This window comes from Baekduia sp., from assembly GCF_035318805.1.
Taxonomy (GTDB): Bacteria; Actinomycetota; Thermoleophilia; order Solirubrobacterales; family Solirubrobacteraceae; genus Baekduia.
Genome location: NZ_DATHDY010000018.1, coordinates 1 through 14,822, shown reverse-complemented (window position 1 = coordinate 14,822; position 14,822 = coordinate 1). Strand labels below are relative to the sequence as shown.

At 70.9% G+C, this 14,822-nt stretch carries 15 protein-coding genes and 1 pseudogene; 11 read left to right on the top strand and 5 right to left on the bottom strand.

Annotation, left to right across the window (positions count from 1 at the left end; all coding sequences use genetic code 11):
• Positions 1 to 299: 299 nt before the first annotated feature.
• Positions 300 to 767 (bottom strand): hypothetical protein, encoded by a 468-nt coding sequence (locus tag VK501_RS04410; RefSeq protein WP_324335037.1) that lies wholly within the window; start codon positions 765 to 767, stop codon positions 300 to 302.
• Between the two features lie 97 nt (positions 768 to 864).
• Here VK501_RS04410 and VK501_RS28695 point away from each other — a divergent pair.
• From VK501_RS28695 to VK501_RS04400, 3 genes and pseudogenes are all read left to right on the top strand, one after another.
• Positions 865 to 999, top strand: a pseudogene (locus VK501_RS28695) (sugar O-acetyltransferase); the annotation flags it as partial.
• Between the two features lie 297 nt (positions 1,000 to 1,296).
• A complete protein-coding gene (locus VK501_RS04405; RefSeq protein ID WP_324335035.1) occupies positions 1,297 to 1,554 on the top strand; it encodes a hypothetical protein in 258 nt (85 codons plus the stop codon).
• Complete coding sequence (locus VK501_RS04400) at positions 1,551 to 1,805, top strand: hypothetical protein (RefSeq protein ID WP_324335033.1); 255 nt, start codon at positions 1,551 to 1,553, stop codon at positions 1,803 to 1,805. Before VK501_RS04405 ends, VK501_RS04400 begins: the two co-directional genes overlap by 4 nt.
• Positions 1,806 to 1,895: 90 nt before the next feature.
• Here the strand turns inward: VK501_RS04400 and VK501_RS04395 are convergent, their stop codons facing one another.
• On the bottom strand, positions 1,896 to 2,078 hold the full coding sequence (locus VK501_RS04395) for a hypothetical protein (RefSeq protein ID WP_324335031.1): 183 nt from the start codon (positions 2,076 to 2,078) through the stop codon (positions 1,896 to 1,898).
• A 597-nt stretch (positions 2,079 to 2,675) separates the two neighbouring features.
• Here VK501_RS04395 and VK501_RS04390 point away from each other — a divergent pair.
• Both VK501_RS04390 and VK501_RS04385 read left to right on the top strand, forming a co-directional pair.
• Positions 2,676 to 3,668: a zinc-binding dehydrogenase gene (locus tag VK501_RS04390; RefSeq protein WP_324335029.1), complete on the top strand. Its 993-nt coding sequence runs from the start codon at positions 2,676 to 2,678 to the stop codon at positions 3,666 to 3,668.
• Between the two features lie 104 nt (positions 3,669 to 3,772).
• Positions 3,773 to 4,771, top strand: coding sequence for an RNA polymerase subunit sigma-70 (locus tag VK501_RS04385; protein ID WP_324335027.1), 999 nt, complete (start codon positions 3,773 to 3,775; stop codon positions 4,769 to 4,771).
• Between the two features lie 456 nt (positions 4,772 to 5,227).
• Here the strand turns inward: VK501_RS04385 and VK501_RS04380 are convergent, their stop codons facing one another.
• A complete protein-coding gene (locus VK501_RS04380; RefSeq protein ID WP_324335025.1) occupies positions 5,228 to 5,818 on the bottom strand; it encodes a helix-turn-helix domain-containing protein in 591 nt (196 codons plus the stop codon).
• Here VK501_RS04380 and VK501_RS04375 point away from each other — a divergent pair.
• The 5 genes from VK501_RS04375 to VK501_RS04355 all read left to right on the top strand — a co-directional run bounded on the left by VK501_RS04375 (position 5,812) and on the right by VK501_RS04355 (position 9,078).
• Positions 5,812 to 6,870 (top strand): NAD(P)/FAD-dependent oxidoreductase, encoded by a 1,059-nt coding sequence (locus VK501_RS04375; RefSeq protein WP_324335023.1) that lies wholly within the window; start codon positions 5,812 to 5,814, stop codon positions 6,868 to 6,870. The genes VK501_RS04380 and VK501_RS04375 overlap by 7 nt on opposite strands.
• A 16-nt stretch (positions 6,871 to 6,886) precedes the next feature.
• Positions 6,887 to 7,267, top strand: a complete 381-nt coding sequence (locus VK501_RS04370; protein WP_324335021.1) for a hypothetical protein — start codon at positions 6,887 to 6,889, stop codon at positions 7,265 to 7,267.
• A 325-nt stretch (positions 7,268 to 7,592) separates the two neighbouring features.
• Entirely contained in the window at positions 7,593 to 7,961 is a 369-nt protein-coding gene (locus tag VK501_RS04365; RefSeq protein WP_324335019.1) for a metalloregulator ArsR/SmtB family transcription factor, read from the top strand.
• Complete coding sequence (locus VK501_RS04360; RefSeq protein ID WP_324335017.1) at positions 7,958 to 8,422, top strand: SRPBCC family protein; 465 nt, start codon at positions 7,958 to 7,960, stop codon at positions 8,420 to 8,422. The genes VK501_RS04365 and VK501_RS04360 overlap by 4 nt, the downstream gene beginning before the upstream one ends.
• Entirely contained in the window at positions 8,419 to 9,078 is a 660-nt protein-coding gene (locus VK501_RS04355) for a glutathione S-transferase family protein (protein ID WP_324335015.1), read from the top strand. Before VK501_RS04360 ends, VK501_RS04355 begins: the two co-directional genes overlap by 4 nt.
• Positions 9,079 to 9,326: 248 nt before the next feature.
• On the opposite strand, the gene VK501_RS04350 is transcribed toward VK501_RS04355, so the two are convergent.
• Positions 9,327 to 10,868 (bottom strand): trypsin-like serine protease, encoded by a 1,542-nt coding sequence (locus tag VK501_RS04350; RefSeq protein WP_324335013.1) that lies wholly within the window; start codon positions 10,866 to 10,868, stop codon positions 9,327 to 9,329.
• A gap of 185 nt (positions 10,869 to 11,053) precedes the next feature.
• Positions 11,054 to 11,995, bottom strand: a complete 942-nt coding sequence (locus VK501_RS04345; RefSeq protein ID WP_324335011.1) for an alpha/beta hydrolase — start codon at positions 11,993 to 11,995, stop codon at positions 11,054 to 11,056.
• A gap of 524 nt (positions 11,996 to 12,519) precedes the next feature.
• Here VK501_RS04345 and VK501_RS04340 point away from each other — a divergent pair.
• A partial coding sequence (locus VK501_RS04340; RefSeq protein ID WP_324335008.1) for an AAA family ATPase occupies positions 12,520 to 14,822 on the top strand: 2,303 nt, incomplete at its 3' end.

The following is a 14,822-nucleotide window of genomic DNA, read 5'->3' as shown; positions in this document are numbered from 1 at the left end:
GGCGAAGACGAGATGCTCGGGGATCACGAGCGAGTCTCGGGACTCGATACGGTCCGAGATGTCCATGGAGTTGACGCTCCTTGGGCCATGCCCCGGCCGTTCCTGCGGCGCGGGGGCGCCTTTTTACGGGCATCACCTCGCGGCAGATCCGGCCCGGTTTGAGGCCGCCTGCCCGCGTCGGTGGTGCGTCGCGGGCAGGCGGCCGGCCACGCTAGCTCGGGTCCCGAGAAGGGGGAACCGAGCCAGTTGTGTTTCCTGGCCAGGGCGTCGGCAGGGCGTCCTCCCCGGTTTTGCAGGCGTCACACGAGCAGCCCGACCGCCACAGCGCCGGCAACCAGCAGAAACGCTGAGGTAACTCGCGTGGCAAACGCGCGAAGCTCAAGAAGGTTTCGGAGCTTCAATCTTCGCCGCACCAGCGCCATCTGGACTACGGCCGCCCCTGAGCGGGTTAGCGCGTAGGCACCGTAGAGGCAGGCTCCCAAAAACGGCGACCCAAAGAGCGACGCCGAAACCGGAACCGCGTACCACAGCTGGAAGCCTAACCGCGACGTGAATCCGGCACCCAGTGCTGCACCGTTTCGGATGGCCCAAGGTACGCGACCGTCGAGCCACTCGTATGAGGTTTCTCGGTCGACTTGGATCGGGGCGACCCAGCGACCGGTGACGCCGAGCGCACCGATCAGCAAGAAAAACCCTCCGAGCAGGAGCCCCAGACTGGCGCGATCGGCCGGCGTCCACAGCAATCCTCCGGCAAATCCAAGCAGCATGCCGCAGACCGCACCGGAGCTGCTCGCAGCCCCGACGTACAGAAGCGCTTCACGCCACAATCTTGATGTCAGCGTGTCCCCGTGCACGCGGGGACGTGCCGGCGCGACGATCCTGCCTGGCGTCAGCATCGGTCGCGACGCCGTTGTCGCGGCCGGGACAATCGTGGCCGACGACGTTCCAGCGGCGAGCCTGGTAGCGGGGCCCAAGGGCACTGTGCGCGGACGATGGTAGTACTGGACTGCGCGAGCACCGGTTTCGGTGAGCTCGGTCAGCTCGGTGCTCTTAGGTCAAGCAATCCGAAGTGGTTTCTAGGTGCCTGGTCCGGACCCGCAAGGGTCTTGGCAATCCACGAACGACGAGGCTGGGCCGCGCGAGGTCGCCAGGCACGCGCTGACCACGCCGGGCCGCCCGAACATCGATGAGACCCACTACCCGCCCGGGCCCGCGGGGGCTCTGGAGCGCAAGCCCCGGGCGCGCAACGCCGACGCGGAGTCGTTCCTTGCGATCGGTCCGGGAGCGCACGCCTGGTTGATCGCCGCCGCTGCGGCAGGCGCGAGCAGGGTTCGGCGCAAGCTCGCCGAGGCTGTCGACCCCGCCAAGCTCCACGGCACCGGCCAGGTCGACGACGCGTTGCGGGCCGCGGCGGACTCGGGCCGGTTCGCTGATGGTGATCTCGCCGCGATCCTCGCCCACCATGACGCGAAGGTCGTCGCGTTTCCTGCGCGCGCCAGCGAGGAGCAGTCGCTGCAGCGCTCCACGCGCGCCTGGGAAGGCTTTGGCGCATGACCGTCAAGACGCCGGTCTCGCCGCCGCTGCCCAATGAGGTCGACGCGCTGCTGCGGCGCTTGCGGATGCCCTACGTTCGCCATGCCGCCCCCGAGGTCCTCGCAATCGCCAAGTCCCAAGGCTGGGACCCCGCCGAAATGCTGCGGGTCCTGTTGGCCGAGGAGGCGGCGCGCCGCGACCAGGCGACGATCCGGATGCGCCGCCGCGCCAGCGGCCTGCTGGCGACGATTGCCTCCGCCCCTCACCACTAGCCGCCGTCGCGCGCTCGCTCGGTGATCGGCGGGCCTCCCGATCGATTCAGCCTGCGACCTCGACGGAAGGGCCGGCGACGCCGAGGCCGGTCAGCCAGTCATCGAGCGCGGTGGCGCGCCGGCGCCGAGCGCACCGATGACGGCGTCCTGGGCCTCGCGCCAGGCGCGACGCGCGTTGGTGAAGGTCTCGCCTCCCGCCGCCCTGATCGCGACGGTCTTCGTGCGGCCGCTCGGCGACAGCTCGGCCGGCTCGACCCAGCCCCGCTCGCGCATGAGCGCGATGTTTGCGGCTCATCGTGGAGCGCTCGACGGCGAGAACGTGCGCCAGCGCCGAAGGCGCCACGGCGCCGCCGGCAACGGTGAGCGCGGCCAGGATCTCACTCGGTACGCCGAGCGCATCGACACCGAACCCGCCGCGCTGGTCACGCGCGCCGTCCTGGACCCGGAGGCCACCGTGCGCGAGGACTCGCGCGGCTGCGCGCGAGCTCAGCGATCCCCGACCGCGTCGCGATCTCCGGCGACGTCTACGACGTGCAGACCGGCCGCGTGCGCACCATCGTCGACGCCACGGTCCCCGCCGCGGTGTAAGCGGCTCATGTCGGGATGCATCTTCGGGAAGCTCGCCGCGGTGGCTTCTACGCCCTGCGCGGCTGAGGCGACACAGGCGGCGGGGCTCGCCTGCTAGCGCCCGGCGTTTCTCGGCCGAAGCCGGATTGAGGGCTGCTTGGGCAGAGGGCTGGACTGGTGTTGCGCGGACGCTTCAGCGGCTGCCGATTCCTTTCTGCGATGGCCGAGGTCTACCTGTTCGACAGTCCGGCCCGCCGAAGAGGCCGGCCACGATGAGGCAAGCCGAAAAGAGAGCTGATTACCGTGAGCATTCCCGCGACCATGCGCGCCCTGCAGCAGACCTCGCTGAAGGGTCCGCAGGACATGCGTCTGATCACCCACGCGCCGGTACCGAGCCCTGGCCAGGGCGAGGTCCTGATCCGCGTCGCCGCCGCCGGCGTCAACTTCGCCGACATCTCGAAGGCCTACGGCACGTTCTCGGGCGGTCCGCAGCCACCGTATCTGGCGGGCTTCGAGGGCGCCGGCGAGGTCGTGGCGGCGGGCGAGGCGGCGACCGGCCCACGACCGGGGACCCACGTCATCGGTGTCGGGGACGGGGCGTTCGCCGAGTACATGCTCCTGCCCGCGGCCGCGGCGATGCCGGTGCCGGCTAACTGGACGGCCGAGCAGGCGCTGGGCCTGGTCGTGAACTGGCCCACCGCACTGGCCGCGCTCAAGCCCCTGGGTCGCGTCGCCACCGGGGAGACCGTGCTGATCCACGCTGCGGCGGGCGCGACCGGCCAGGCCGCGGTGACCATGGCCAAGCACTACGGCGCGACGGTCATCGCCACCGCCTCGCCTGGCAAGCACGAGGCAGTGCTGGCACTGGGCGCCGACCACGTCCTGGACTCCCTCGACGGCGACCTCGCCGCCGAAGTGATGCGGCTGACCGGTGGCGCCGGTGCCGATTTGGTGCTGGAGTCGGCGGGTGGTGCCACCTTCAACGCCAGTTTGGCCGCGGCCAAGCCCGTCACCGGCCGGGTCGTCGTCTTCGGCGTAGCGGGCGGCGAAGCCGCGATCACGAACTGGGAGCTCGTGTACAAGCACCAGGTCCACATCATCGGCCTCAACATCGGTGTGCTGATCCGGGCCGCACCCCAGATCTTCGGCGAGCTCATGGGTGAGCTGTCCGCCCTCATCGCCGCCGGCGTGCTCACCCCCGCTCGCCCCACCGCCTACGACTTGACCGACGGCCCAAAGGCCCTCGCAGAACTGGAAACCCGCGCCACAATCGGCAAACTGGCCCTGCTCCCCTGACAACCCGGCCACCGCCCCGGATGCCGCTGACCTGGCTTTCGATTGATGGACGACTGGGATGCCATCGCGCATCAGGCCGACTGGCCGCGGCCTAAAGTCGCGGCATGACGGCGCATTTGAGGGGGACGGCGAACCAGGACCGGTTCCCCGCCGAGACCGAGCGGTTCCGCCGGGAGTTGTTGGCGCACTGTTACCGCATGGTCGGCTCGGCGCATGACGCCGAGGACCTGGTGCAGGAGACGTATCTTCGGGCATGGCGTTCCTACGCCGGCTTCGAGGCCCGTGCGTCGATTCGGTCCTGGCTCTACAAGATCGCCACCAACGTCTGCCTGACTGCGTTGGAGCCGCGCCGGATCCGGGTGCTGCCGTCGGGCCTGGCAGGTCCTCACGACGCACCCGATCGCCCGCCGAGTCACGTTGCGCCGGGCGAGGTCTCGTGGCTGGAACCGTTGCCGGACCGATGGATCGCCCCGGCCGACGACGATCCGGCCGCGACGGTGATCGCGCGCGAGTCGCTACGGCTGGCGCTCATCGCGAGTCTGCAGCACCTGCCCGCACGCCAGCGCGCGATCCTCATCCTGCGCGAGGTACTGGCGTTCTCTGCGGCCGAAACCGCGGATATCCTCGGCACCACAACGGCGGCGGTGAAGAGTGGTCTGCAGCGCGCCCGGGCACGGCTGGGCGAACTGGAGCCAGAGGCTGAGGAACTGCTCGAACCGACCGACCAGCGGGCGCGTGCGCTGCTCGACGGCTACATCGCAGCCTTCGAGCGCTCCGACGCCGGGCTGCTGGAACAGGTGCTGCGCACGGACGCCACGCTGGAGGCGACGCCATTCCGCGAATGGCACGCGGGCCGGGTGAACTGCATCCACATGCTCGACGCCTACGTGCTGGGCGCGCCCGGCGACTGGCGGATGATCGCGACCACAGCCAACGGCCAGCCCGCCGCCATCGTGTACTACCGAGACGCAGACGGCGCGTTCCGGGCAAACGGCATTGTGGTGCTGGCCCCAACCGTCACCGGTGTCTCCCGCGTGATCGCGTTCCACGCCGATCCGGCGCTGGTCGCAATGTTCGGCTTCCCCGACGTGCTCGCAGACTGATCCCGACCGGGCGTGTGACAGGCACCCCGAGTCGGCGCACGCTTGACGGCATCCGACCACGCAGCGATCTGGGCCGACCTCAAACTCTGACGCTCACGGAAGTTCGATGGAGCCGGCGCGGGTCGCCGCAGGGGCGCCTCTTGTAGCGCGGCGCGCTCAGCCGTGCAGGGCGTAGACGTACAGGGCGGCTCGCGTCGGGACGATGCTGTCGCCGTCTTCGCGCAACAGGCCCGCGGCGGTGAGGTCGCGCGGTCGTGGGCGTCGGTGTGCTCGAAGCCCTGGCGGCCGCCGGGCATCTCGCCGTAGCTCCTCGGCGCTGAGCCGCTCGGGGTGCACGCCAGCTCAGCGGTCTGGCCCGGCGTGGGCGATCCGGTCACAACGGCGTCATGGAGGTGAACAGCCTCGGTGACGGCCGCGCGCGTCTCCTCGCCGCGGTAGAAGCGCAGGACCCGGACGCTAGGGATGGAGGTGCAGTCGCTCTCCTTGCGGACCGACGATCATGATGAGCTCGACGGGGCCGTCGATGGCGCCGAACCAGTGCGGGGTCCACGTCGTGAACTCGACCGCCTCTCCGGGCTCGATGACGAAGGACTGGTCGCCCAACAGCAGGCGCAGGCGTCCGGCGAGGACGTAGATCCAGTCGTGTCCCTCGTGCACGGGCAGCTTCTCGGGCGGCCGACGCTTCCGGGCGCCGATGTGGATCTTGTAAGCGCGCAGCGCACTGGAGTGACCGCGGTGCATGAGCGGCCACATCGTCATGCCGTCGCACTTCCACGGCTCGCCGTGGATGCGTGGGTCTTGCGGTGGCGCCGAGGCGAGCAGCTCGTCGGCGCTCACTCCTAGGGCCGCGCAGAGCGCGGGAACGTGGTCGAGCGCCAACCGGCGCTTTCCGGACTCCAGGCGGCTGAGCGTCGAGAGGTCGATGTTGGCGCGCTCGGCCACCTGCTGCAACGTCAAGCCCCGTTCCGTGCGCAGCTCACGCAGCCGGCGACGCACCCGGGCGTCGACGGGCTCGGCGTTTTCCTCTTTGGCAATAGCGCTTGGCATGGTCACGAGGATGCTACGACACGAGGAGGGCGCCCCTCGCTCACCAGCGTTTTGCCGATTCAGCAATCTCGATTGGCGATCTGATCGATCCGTGTCATGGTGAACGCATGAACGAGACTTGGGATTGCATCGTCGTCGGGGCGGGCGCCGCAGGCTTGAGCGGCGCGCTCGTGCTCGGCCGCGCACGGCGCCGGACGCTCGTCGTCGACGCGGGACGGCCGAGCAACCGCGTCGCGGACGGGATCGGCGGGTTGCTCGGGCAGGACACCCGCGCACCGGCCGACTACTACGCCGCCGGCCGTGCGGAGCTTGCGGCCTACCCGTCGGTGGACCTGCGCGCCGGCGAGGTCGTCGGCGGGGAACGCGACGGCGAACGCTTCGTGCTCGAGCTCGCTGACGGCTCACGTGCCGCTGGTCGGCGTGTTCTCCTCGCGACCGGGATGGACTATCGGCCGCCCGCGCTCACGGGCATCGAGGAGCGCTGGGGTCGTTCGGTGTTCCACTGCCCGTTCTGCCACGGTTGGGAGCACCGCGGCGAGCCGCTCGGCGTCCTTAACCGCGGAGGCGCCCTCCTGCTTCGTGCTTGGAGTGGTGATGTGACGCTCTACGCAGACGGGCACTCCGATCTGACCGCAGAAGATCGCGCTCGCCTCGCCTTCGCCGGGGTCGAGATCGAGGAGCGTCGCGTCGTCGAGTTGCGCGGCACCGGCAGCGACCTCGCCGCCGTCGCGTTCGCTGATGGCAACGAGCGAGCGTGTCGCGGTCTGCTCGTGCCCGTCACCCTGCATCAGCGGTCTGCGCTCGCCACGCAACTCGGTGCGGCGACCAGCGAGCCCGGGCCGCTCGTCGCCGACGCAGTGGCGGTGGACGACGACTTCGAGACCAGCGTCCCCGGCTTGTTCGCCGCGGGCGACGCTGCCGGGGTGATGCCCTCCGTGGCGAATGCCGTTGCGTCAGGCGGCAATGCCGCCGCGCGGGTCGTGCTCAGCCTCATGACCGCCGGCGACGGCGTCGTGGCCGGCGCGACGTCCACCGCCGAGCTCGCCTCGTAGCGGCCAGGATCCGGAGATGCCCGACTGGACGAAGACGAGCTTTCAGCGCCTCCGTGACCAGAGCCCAACGGACGCTCCGATGCGCTGGAAGATGGCGCGAGACGCCCTGAAGTCGCCCGAGCTCGGCGTCAGCCGCTTCACCTACGAGGCGGGCGCCCGCATGCCGTTCGGCCATCGCCACCGCGAGCAGGAGGAGGTCTACGTGGTCGCCGGGGGCTCCGGCCGCGCCAAGCTCGACGACGACATCATCGAGTTGGGGCAATGGGACGTGCTTCGTGTCGCCCCCGCCGTGGTCCGCTCGTTCGAGGCTGGGCCGGACGGTCTCGACCTCATCTGCACCGGCGGCCGCAAGCCCGCCGGCGGCGACACCGAGAGGATCGCCGACTTCTGGGACTGATCACGGCGGCGAGCCCGACCAGGCGGCGCTCCGCGGTCCGCTCCGACGCGGCGGGGCTGACGTGCGGGGGTCGAGCCCGCGACCTCAGGTCCAACGCTAGAGCGCCTCTAACCGGGACATTGGTCTTGTTCGCTGGGGATCGTCGTCGATTCGCCTGGTCGGAAGCGATTCCCGCACGCTCCAGCGCCCACCGCGCGTCCTCGCAGCAGTGGCTGATCGGGATCGTGACGAGCACGGGCGCGGTCGGCATCGCGCGCGTCGATCATCGCGCGGCGGTGCCGGCCGGCGCCAAGCCCATACTTAGGTGATCACCTAAGTGACTGCTATGGTGGCCGCCGTGCCGACCGCCGAGGCCCAGCAGCTCGACCGGGCGTTCCACGCCCTCGCCGACGGCAGCCGCCGCGCGATGGTCGCGCGGCTCGCCCGCGGGCCCGCCTCGGTGAGCGAGCTCGCCGCGCCGCTGGACATGTCGCTGCCCTCAGTGCTGCAGCACCTCGACGTGCTGCAGCGCAGCGGGCTCGTGCGCTCCGAGAAGGTCGGACGCGTCCGCACGTGCCGGCTCGAGTCCGGCCCGATGCGCACCGTCGAGCACTGGATCGCCGAGCACCGCGGCGCGTGGGAGCGCCGGCTCGACCGCCTGGGCGACGTCCTCGACGACGCCTTCCCCAACGATGAAGGAGACCGCAGCAGATGAGCATCCGCCAGCACGACTTCACCCTCGAGCGGCGCTTCCGCCAGACCCCGGAGCAGGCGTTCCAGGCGTTCGCCGACCCCGCGCTCAAGCAGCGCTGGTTCGGGGTGCCGGACGGCTGGGCCGACGCGGAGTGGTCGCTGGATTTCCGCGTCGGCGGCGGCGAGCTGAGCGCGGGGCGCGACCGCGGCGGCACCCACCACCTGTTCCGCAGCCGCTTCCACGACATCGTCGACGGCGAGCGAATCGTCTTCGCTTACGACCTGCTCCTGGACGACCGCCTGGTCTCCGTGTCGCTGACGACGGTCCAGCTGCGCCCCGACGACGGCGGCGGCACCCACCTGATCTTCACCGAGCACGGCGCGTTCCTCGACGGCCTCGAGGACCCGGCCGAGCGCGAGCATGGCACCGGCCTGCTGCTCGACGGCCTCGAGGCGTTCTTCGCCGGCGAGGTGCCGGAGTGAGCCTCGTCCTGTACGAGCACCCCTTCGCGATGTACTGCTGGAAGGCGCTCATCGCCTTCTACGAGCGCGACGTGCCGTTCGCGGTCGCGCTCGTGGAGGCCGACCGCTCGGCGCTCGCGGCCCTGTGGCCGCCGGCGTCGATACCGGTCCTCGTCGACGACGGCGTCGTGGTCCCCGAGTCCTCGGCGGTCGTCGAGCACCTCGACCGCCACGGCGACGCGCCGCCGCTGATCCCCGCCGACCCCGCAGGCGCGTTGCAGGCGCGGTTGTGGGACCGCGTGGTCGACGGCCACGTCAGCACGCCGGTACAGAAGATCGTCGGCGACGCGCTGCGTCCCGCCGGCGCCAAGGACGCGCACGGCGTCGCCGAGGCCCACGCCGCGCTGGACGTCGCCTACGCCACGCTCGACCGGCAGCTCGACGGACGCGAGCGCGACGGCTGGCTGGCCGGCGACGGCTTCACGCTGGCCGACTGCGCCGCGGCGCCCGCCCTGCACTACGCCGACGTCGTCCACCCGCTGGACCGCGGCGCGCACCCGGCGCTGGCCGCCTACGTCGACCGGCTGCTGGCGCGGCCGTCGGTCGCCCGCGTGGTCGACGAGGCGCGCCCCTACCGCGAGCTGTTCCCGCTGCCGTGGCCGGAGCACGTGGGCTGAGCGCCAGCTCGTGGCCTGCCCGGCGCATGCCCGAGCTGCCCGAGGTCGAGTCCGCCCATGCACTGATCGCCGAGCGCGGGCTCGGTCCGTGGTGTCCGCGGTCGCCGCGCGCATCGCGGCGGCCGCCCGCTCGAGGGGCTTGCGCACCGTGGCGGGGCGCAAGCCCGGAATCTCCGCCAGCTCGGCGGCCGCGAAGCGATGGACGTACTCGGCGCGCTGCGCATGGGCCCACGATGATGACTCGCGAGTCAACGCAGCGTCAGGGTGCGCGACGTCGTCGCCTTCGCGCTCCCGGCGCGCACGACGACCGCGGCGGTGGCCTTCGGGCGCGCGCCGCGGGCCAGGGCGCGCCGGCCGGCGGCGGTGAGCTTCAAGGTGATGGTCTTGGCCTGGGCCGTCGCGAACGTGGCCTGGGCGGTGGCCAGCTTCTCGGTGACGGACTTGCCGCCGCGGCGCACCTTGCGGGTCAAGGTGATGGTGATGGTCCCGGGACCGCTGAGCTTCACCGACAGGCGGTGCTTGCCCGCCTTCGCGGCGAGGACCGCGAGCGTCGCGGTGGGCGCCTTGGCCGCGGCGACGGGCGGCGGGGTGACCGGCGCGACGGGCGCGATCGGCGCGGGTGTGGGCGTGGGCGTCGTCGTGGTCGTCGTCGTGACCGACGGCGCGGGCGGCGCCACCGACCCCAACTCCACCGTCGTGACCCCCGCCGCGCCGTCGCCGTCGAGCGCCAGCGTCGCGACGGCGTCGGCATCACCGGAGGGCACCGCCCGCACGGCCACCGCGCACGTCTGGCCGGGCTGGAGCACGACCTGCGAGCAGCCGTCGCCGGTGATCGCGAAGTCGCCCGCATCCGTGCCGTCCAGCCGCGCGGCGGAGACCGACAGCGGCGCGTCGCCGGTGCTCGTCAGCGTCACGGTCTGCGCGGCGGTCGCCACGCCGGCCCCTCCGCGCGTGAACGTCAGCGCGCCGGCGTCGAGGCTCGCGGCGGTGCTCCAGCCGATCGTGGCGTCGATGAAGTCGCGCATGCCCGCGATCTCGCCGTAGACGCCGGGGGCGCCGGGCTGCGCGCAGCCGCTGCCGTAGCTGGTGTCGCCGGCGAGCACCGGATGGCCCGCCGCGTCGTCGACGAGCAGCGGCCCGCCGCTGTCGCCCTGGCAGGTGTCGTAGGTCGTGTTGCCGGCGCAGAGCTCGACCGCCGGCCGGAAGTCGGGGGCGTAGCGGATGCCGCAGTCGGCGTCGCTGACCAGCGGGACCGACGCCTCCATGAGGTCGAGCGGGAAGGCGTCGCTGAGGGCGGACTTGTCGGTGTCGCCCCAGCCGGCGACGCGCGCCGTGCGGCCCGCCGCCCACAGCCCGCTGAGCGCCGGGACCGTGATCGGCAGCGCGGGCACCGCCTGCGGCGCGGCGAGCTTGAGCAGCGCCGTGTCGTTCTCTATGGTGGCGATGACGTGTCCCGGGTTCCGATGGATCTCCGAGACCGCGAGTCGGGTGCCCGTGCCGTCGAGCCGCCGGGTGCCGGTCAGCACCTCGGTCGAGCCCGCCGACCGGCCGTACGTGCAGTGCGCCGCGGTCAGGACCCACTGCGGCGCGACGAACGTCCCGCCGCAGAACTGGTCCTGGTCGTCGTGGCGGGTCCCGGCGACGTTCATGATCGCGACGATCGACGGCCACGACCCGGCCGGCGCCACGGTGCCGCCGATGACCCGGGGCTGGGTGGAGGCGAGCCCGGCGGGGGCGAGCGCGAGCACGGTGAGCGGGAGGGCGAGTGACAGGCGGCGGATGTGGGGCACGGGCGCACAGCTTCACGTGCGTTGAGTCGCCAGTCAACGAATCGACGACCTTGCCATGCTTCGCCGCCGCAGCAGCAGAACCCCCGGCGTCGGTCGCGACCCCGAGGCATGGCGCGTCGGCGATCAGGCCTCTGACCTGCGCTTACGTGGTGGCGGGCGGGATTCTTGAACCCGCGACCTCTGGGTTATGAGGACAGCTCGCGTTCTGCCTTTCGCTCTCCGGTGACGCGTTCTGCACCGGCGAGATGCGCCGACAGGAACTGTCCGGCTCTGTCCAGCGCCGCGGCCGCTTCGTCAAGGATCGGGTGATAGGCCTGGAAGACGTGGGGCACCCGAGGGGTGATGTCGAGCGTGACCTCGACGTCGGCGGTGGCGGCTTGTCGCGCGAGGCGGACGGCGTCGTCGAGGAGAACCTCGTGACTTCCGGCCTGGATGCTCAGGGGCGGCAGGCCGGACAGGTCGGCGAATACGGGGCTGATGAGGCCAAGAGCGGCGTCTTGTCCCGCCGTGTAGTCGGTGACTCGGGGTTGGAGGAGTTCCCGGCTGAGCAGCGGGTCGAGCTCGCGCTTGGTTTCCAGGGTCGTCCCGGCCAGGGTGAGATCGGCATACGGTGACATGACGAAGGCCGCGGCTGGCAGGGGCAGCCCGTGATCGCGGGCGTTGACCAGGGTGGCGATGGCGAGTCCGCCGCCGGCGGACTCTCCCGCGAAGGCGATGTCCGAAGGGGCGATGCCGTTGTGCAGGAGGGCTTCATAGGCCGCAAGAGCGTCGTCAACCGCTGCCGGATACGGGTGCTCGGGGGCGAGCCGGTAGTCGACGGAGATGACCTTGGCGTGCGTCCGCCGGCCGACCTGCGAGGCCAGGTCAGCGGCGAGGAAGGCATCCCCCATCGCGTACACGCCGCCGTGGAAGTAGAGAACGACGTGGCGAGGTTCGATTCCATCGACCGTGATCTCGGCGGTCGGGACGCCGCCCAGTGCGGCTGCGGTCACGGTCACGTCGGCGGGCAGCGGCTGCGCCGATAGCAACTCTCGGAGCAGTCGCCGTTGCTCGTTGACATCGCTGCCGACGGGGAAGGCTGACTGTCGCAGGATTGCGTCGAGGCTCTCTCGCTGCTCGGTGCTCACGGAGGATCTCCCTACGGTTGGGTTGGTTTGGCAGCGCTCCAGGCTCGCTCGCCCATGTCAATCCGCTGCTGCTGAAATCTCCTGCCGGGAGGCCGGCACCACCAGTGTTGCCGCCAGGCAGGTGAGGAGGCGTCACCGGATCACGGTGATTCGCGCGACCGGAGGGGCAGACAGCTGGGCGCTCGAGCTCCTCCCTGACGAGAGGACCGGTGGCGACGCTTCGCTCATTCCGCCTAGGCATGACTGCGGACGACACTCGGGCCATGACTAAGGGATTCAAGGATTCGAACGCCTAGCGGTAGCGCCACCCTGCTCTGCCAGTTGGACAGCAGACGACGAACCGAGCACTCGGACTGTGCGCCGATCCCCGGTCGGCGTTTGGCCCCGCGGTCAACGAGCCCGACGAGGGCGTCGTGAGGATCCCGGAGAGCCCGGCCATGTCGGCCCCGCAGCTCGCAAGGCTCGCGCGTGTCGATGACGAGCGCACGGCGAGGTTCGGGCGCAGGTCAAACGATCGTCCGAGCATGACCAGCTTGACGACGATGCAGCGCGGGGAGCACCTGGAGGAGCCGATCTCAACAGTCGTTTCGGTCGCCCGGGGCCTGCTCGACCGGGAAGACCTCCTCCAGCTGCTGGATCGCGCTGTGACCAAACGGGTGACGGTCATCTCGGCGCCGCCGGGAAGTGGGAAGACCTCGCTGTTGCGTGCGTGGGCGGACCGCTCGACCAACCCTCGTCGCGTCGCGTTGGTGTCCGTCGACCGCGACCAACAGCATGCGCAGCGGTTCTGGTCGGCCGTCCTCGACGCGATCCACAGCCCGGCGCGCTCGATCGATCCTCAGAAGCACCCTGCCGCGACCGCTGCACTCGACGGCGACCAGGTGGTCGACAGAGTCCTGTCGGAGCTCGCCGAGCAGGTCGATCCCGTGGTGCTGATCATCGACGATCTCCACGAGCTGAGGTCGGCTGACGCCCTCACGCAGCTCGAGCATCTGCTCGCGATCCTGCCGAGCTCTTCGCGCTTGGTGCTGTCGTCTCGCCGGGATCCGCCGATCAGACTGCACCAGCTCAGGCTTGCCGACGAGATCGCCGAGATCCGAGCCGGCGATCTCCGGTTCACTGAGCGCGAGACGCGCGAACTGCTTGCTGCGTCCGGGATCAGTCTGTCCGACGCCGGGGTGGCCGCGTTGTACCAGCGCACGGAAGGTTGGGCGGCTGGCCTGCGCCTCGCGGTGATCTCGCTCAGCGGCCACCCCGATCCCGAGCGTTTCGTGGCTGAGTTCTCAGGCACCGACAGGGCGATCGGGGAATACCTGATGGCCGAGATGCTCGAACGCCAACCGAGCGAGGTTCAGAGCATGCTGTTGCGAACCTCGCTTGTCGACCGGATGAACGGTGAACTCGCCGACCTGCTGGCAGGCCACTCGGGCTCGGAGCAGGTGCTGCTGGAGCTGGAGGAAGCCAACGCGTTCGTCGTGTCGCTCGACGCTCAGCGCACCTGGTTTCGCTACCACCACCTTCTGGCGGATTTCCTGCGCCTGGAGCTCCGCCGAACGTTGGCCGATGAGGTTCCTGACCTTCACCGCCGGGCCGCACGGTGGTTCGCCGACCGCGGAGAGGTCGTCGAGGCCGTGCGACAAACGCTCGCGGCCGGCGACTGGCCTGATGCCGCTCGGCTCGTCGCCGACCACTCGTTCAGGTGGGTGCTCGACGGGCAAGCGGGAACGATTCGCGCCGTCCTGCAGGCGTTTCCTGAGGGCGCATCAGTCGATCATCCTGACCTCGCGCTAGCCCACGCGGCAGCTGAGCTCAACCAGGGGCGGCTGGAGGAGGCGGCTGCTCAGCTGGCGCTGGCCGAGTCCCACGTCCCGAGCGCTCCGCCGGCTCGCCGCCGCCGCCTGGCGGTGGCAATCGCGTCGCTGCGGTTGGCGCTGGCACGGCGTAGCGGGCAGTTCAGTGAAGTAGTCGAGCAAGTGAATCTGCTCGATGCTTCGATCGCAGACGAATCGAGCAAACCGATTGCGATGGGTAGTGAGCTGCGGGGGGTCGCGCTGCTGAATCTCGGGATCGTCGAGACGTGGTCTGGCCGACTCACCGACGCGCAGCGGCACCTCTCCGAGGGAGCCGCGCTCGCCCAGACGATCGGCCGACCCTACCTAGAGGTGGCCTGTCGCGCCCATCAAGGTTTCCCGTCAAAGCTCGTCTCGGTCGCGACCGCACGCGAGCGCGGCCGTCAGGCGGTAGCCCTGGCCGAGCGTCATGGCTTGGACGATCGGCTGATCCTCGCGCCGGCGCTCGGGGCGGTTGGCGGCATGGCGATCTGGATGGGCGAGTTCGACGAGGGAGAGCGCTGGCTACACCGCGCCTGGGAGGTCGCCTCCGCACACGTCGACCCGGCCGCCGCGGTGCTCCTGCACGTGGCGACCGGCATGGTGCACGCCGGTCGCGGGCAGCAGCGGTCGGCGCTCGACGCCTTCGCGGCGGCAGCGCAGGCGCAGTCGCTGCTCACCGGCGTGCACGCGCTAGCGCCCCGGATCGCCGGATGGCTCGCGACGACGCAGGCCCGCCTGGGGATGCTGGACGAGGCGCGCGCGACGATTGCCGCGTTCTGCGCCGAACCGGACCGGCTGGGTGCCATCCACAACGCGCGTGCGGTGATCTGCATGACGGAGGGGGACCCCGCGGCGGCGGTGGACGCGCTCCGAGATGTTCTGGCCAACACGCCACGCCTCGGCCCCGCGTTCACGCTCGTTGAAGCGCAGCTGCTCGCCGGTACTGCGCACCTACGCCTGGGCGATCGGAACGCCGCCGCCGCAGCGGCCGAGGC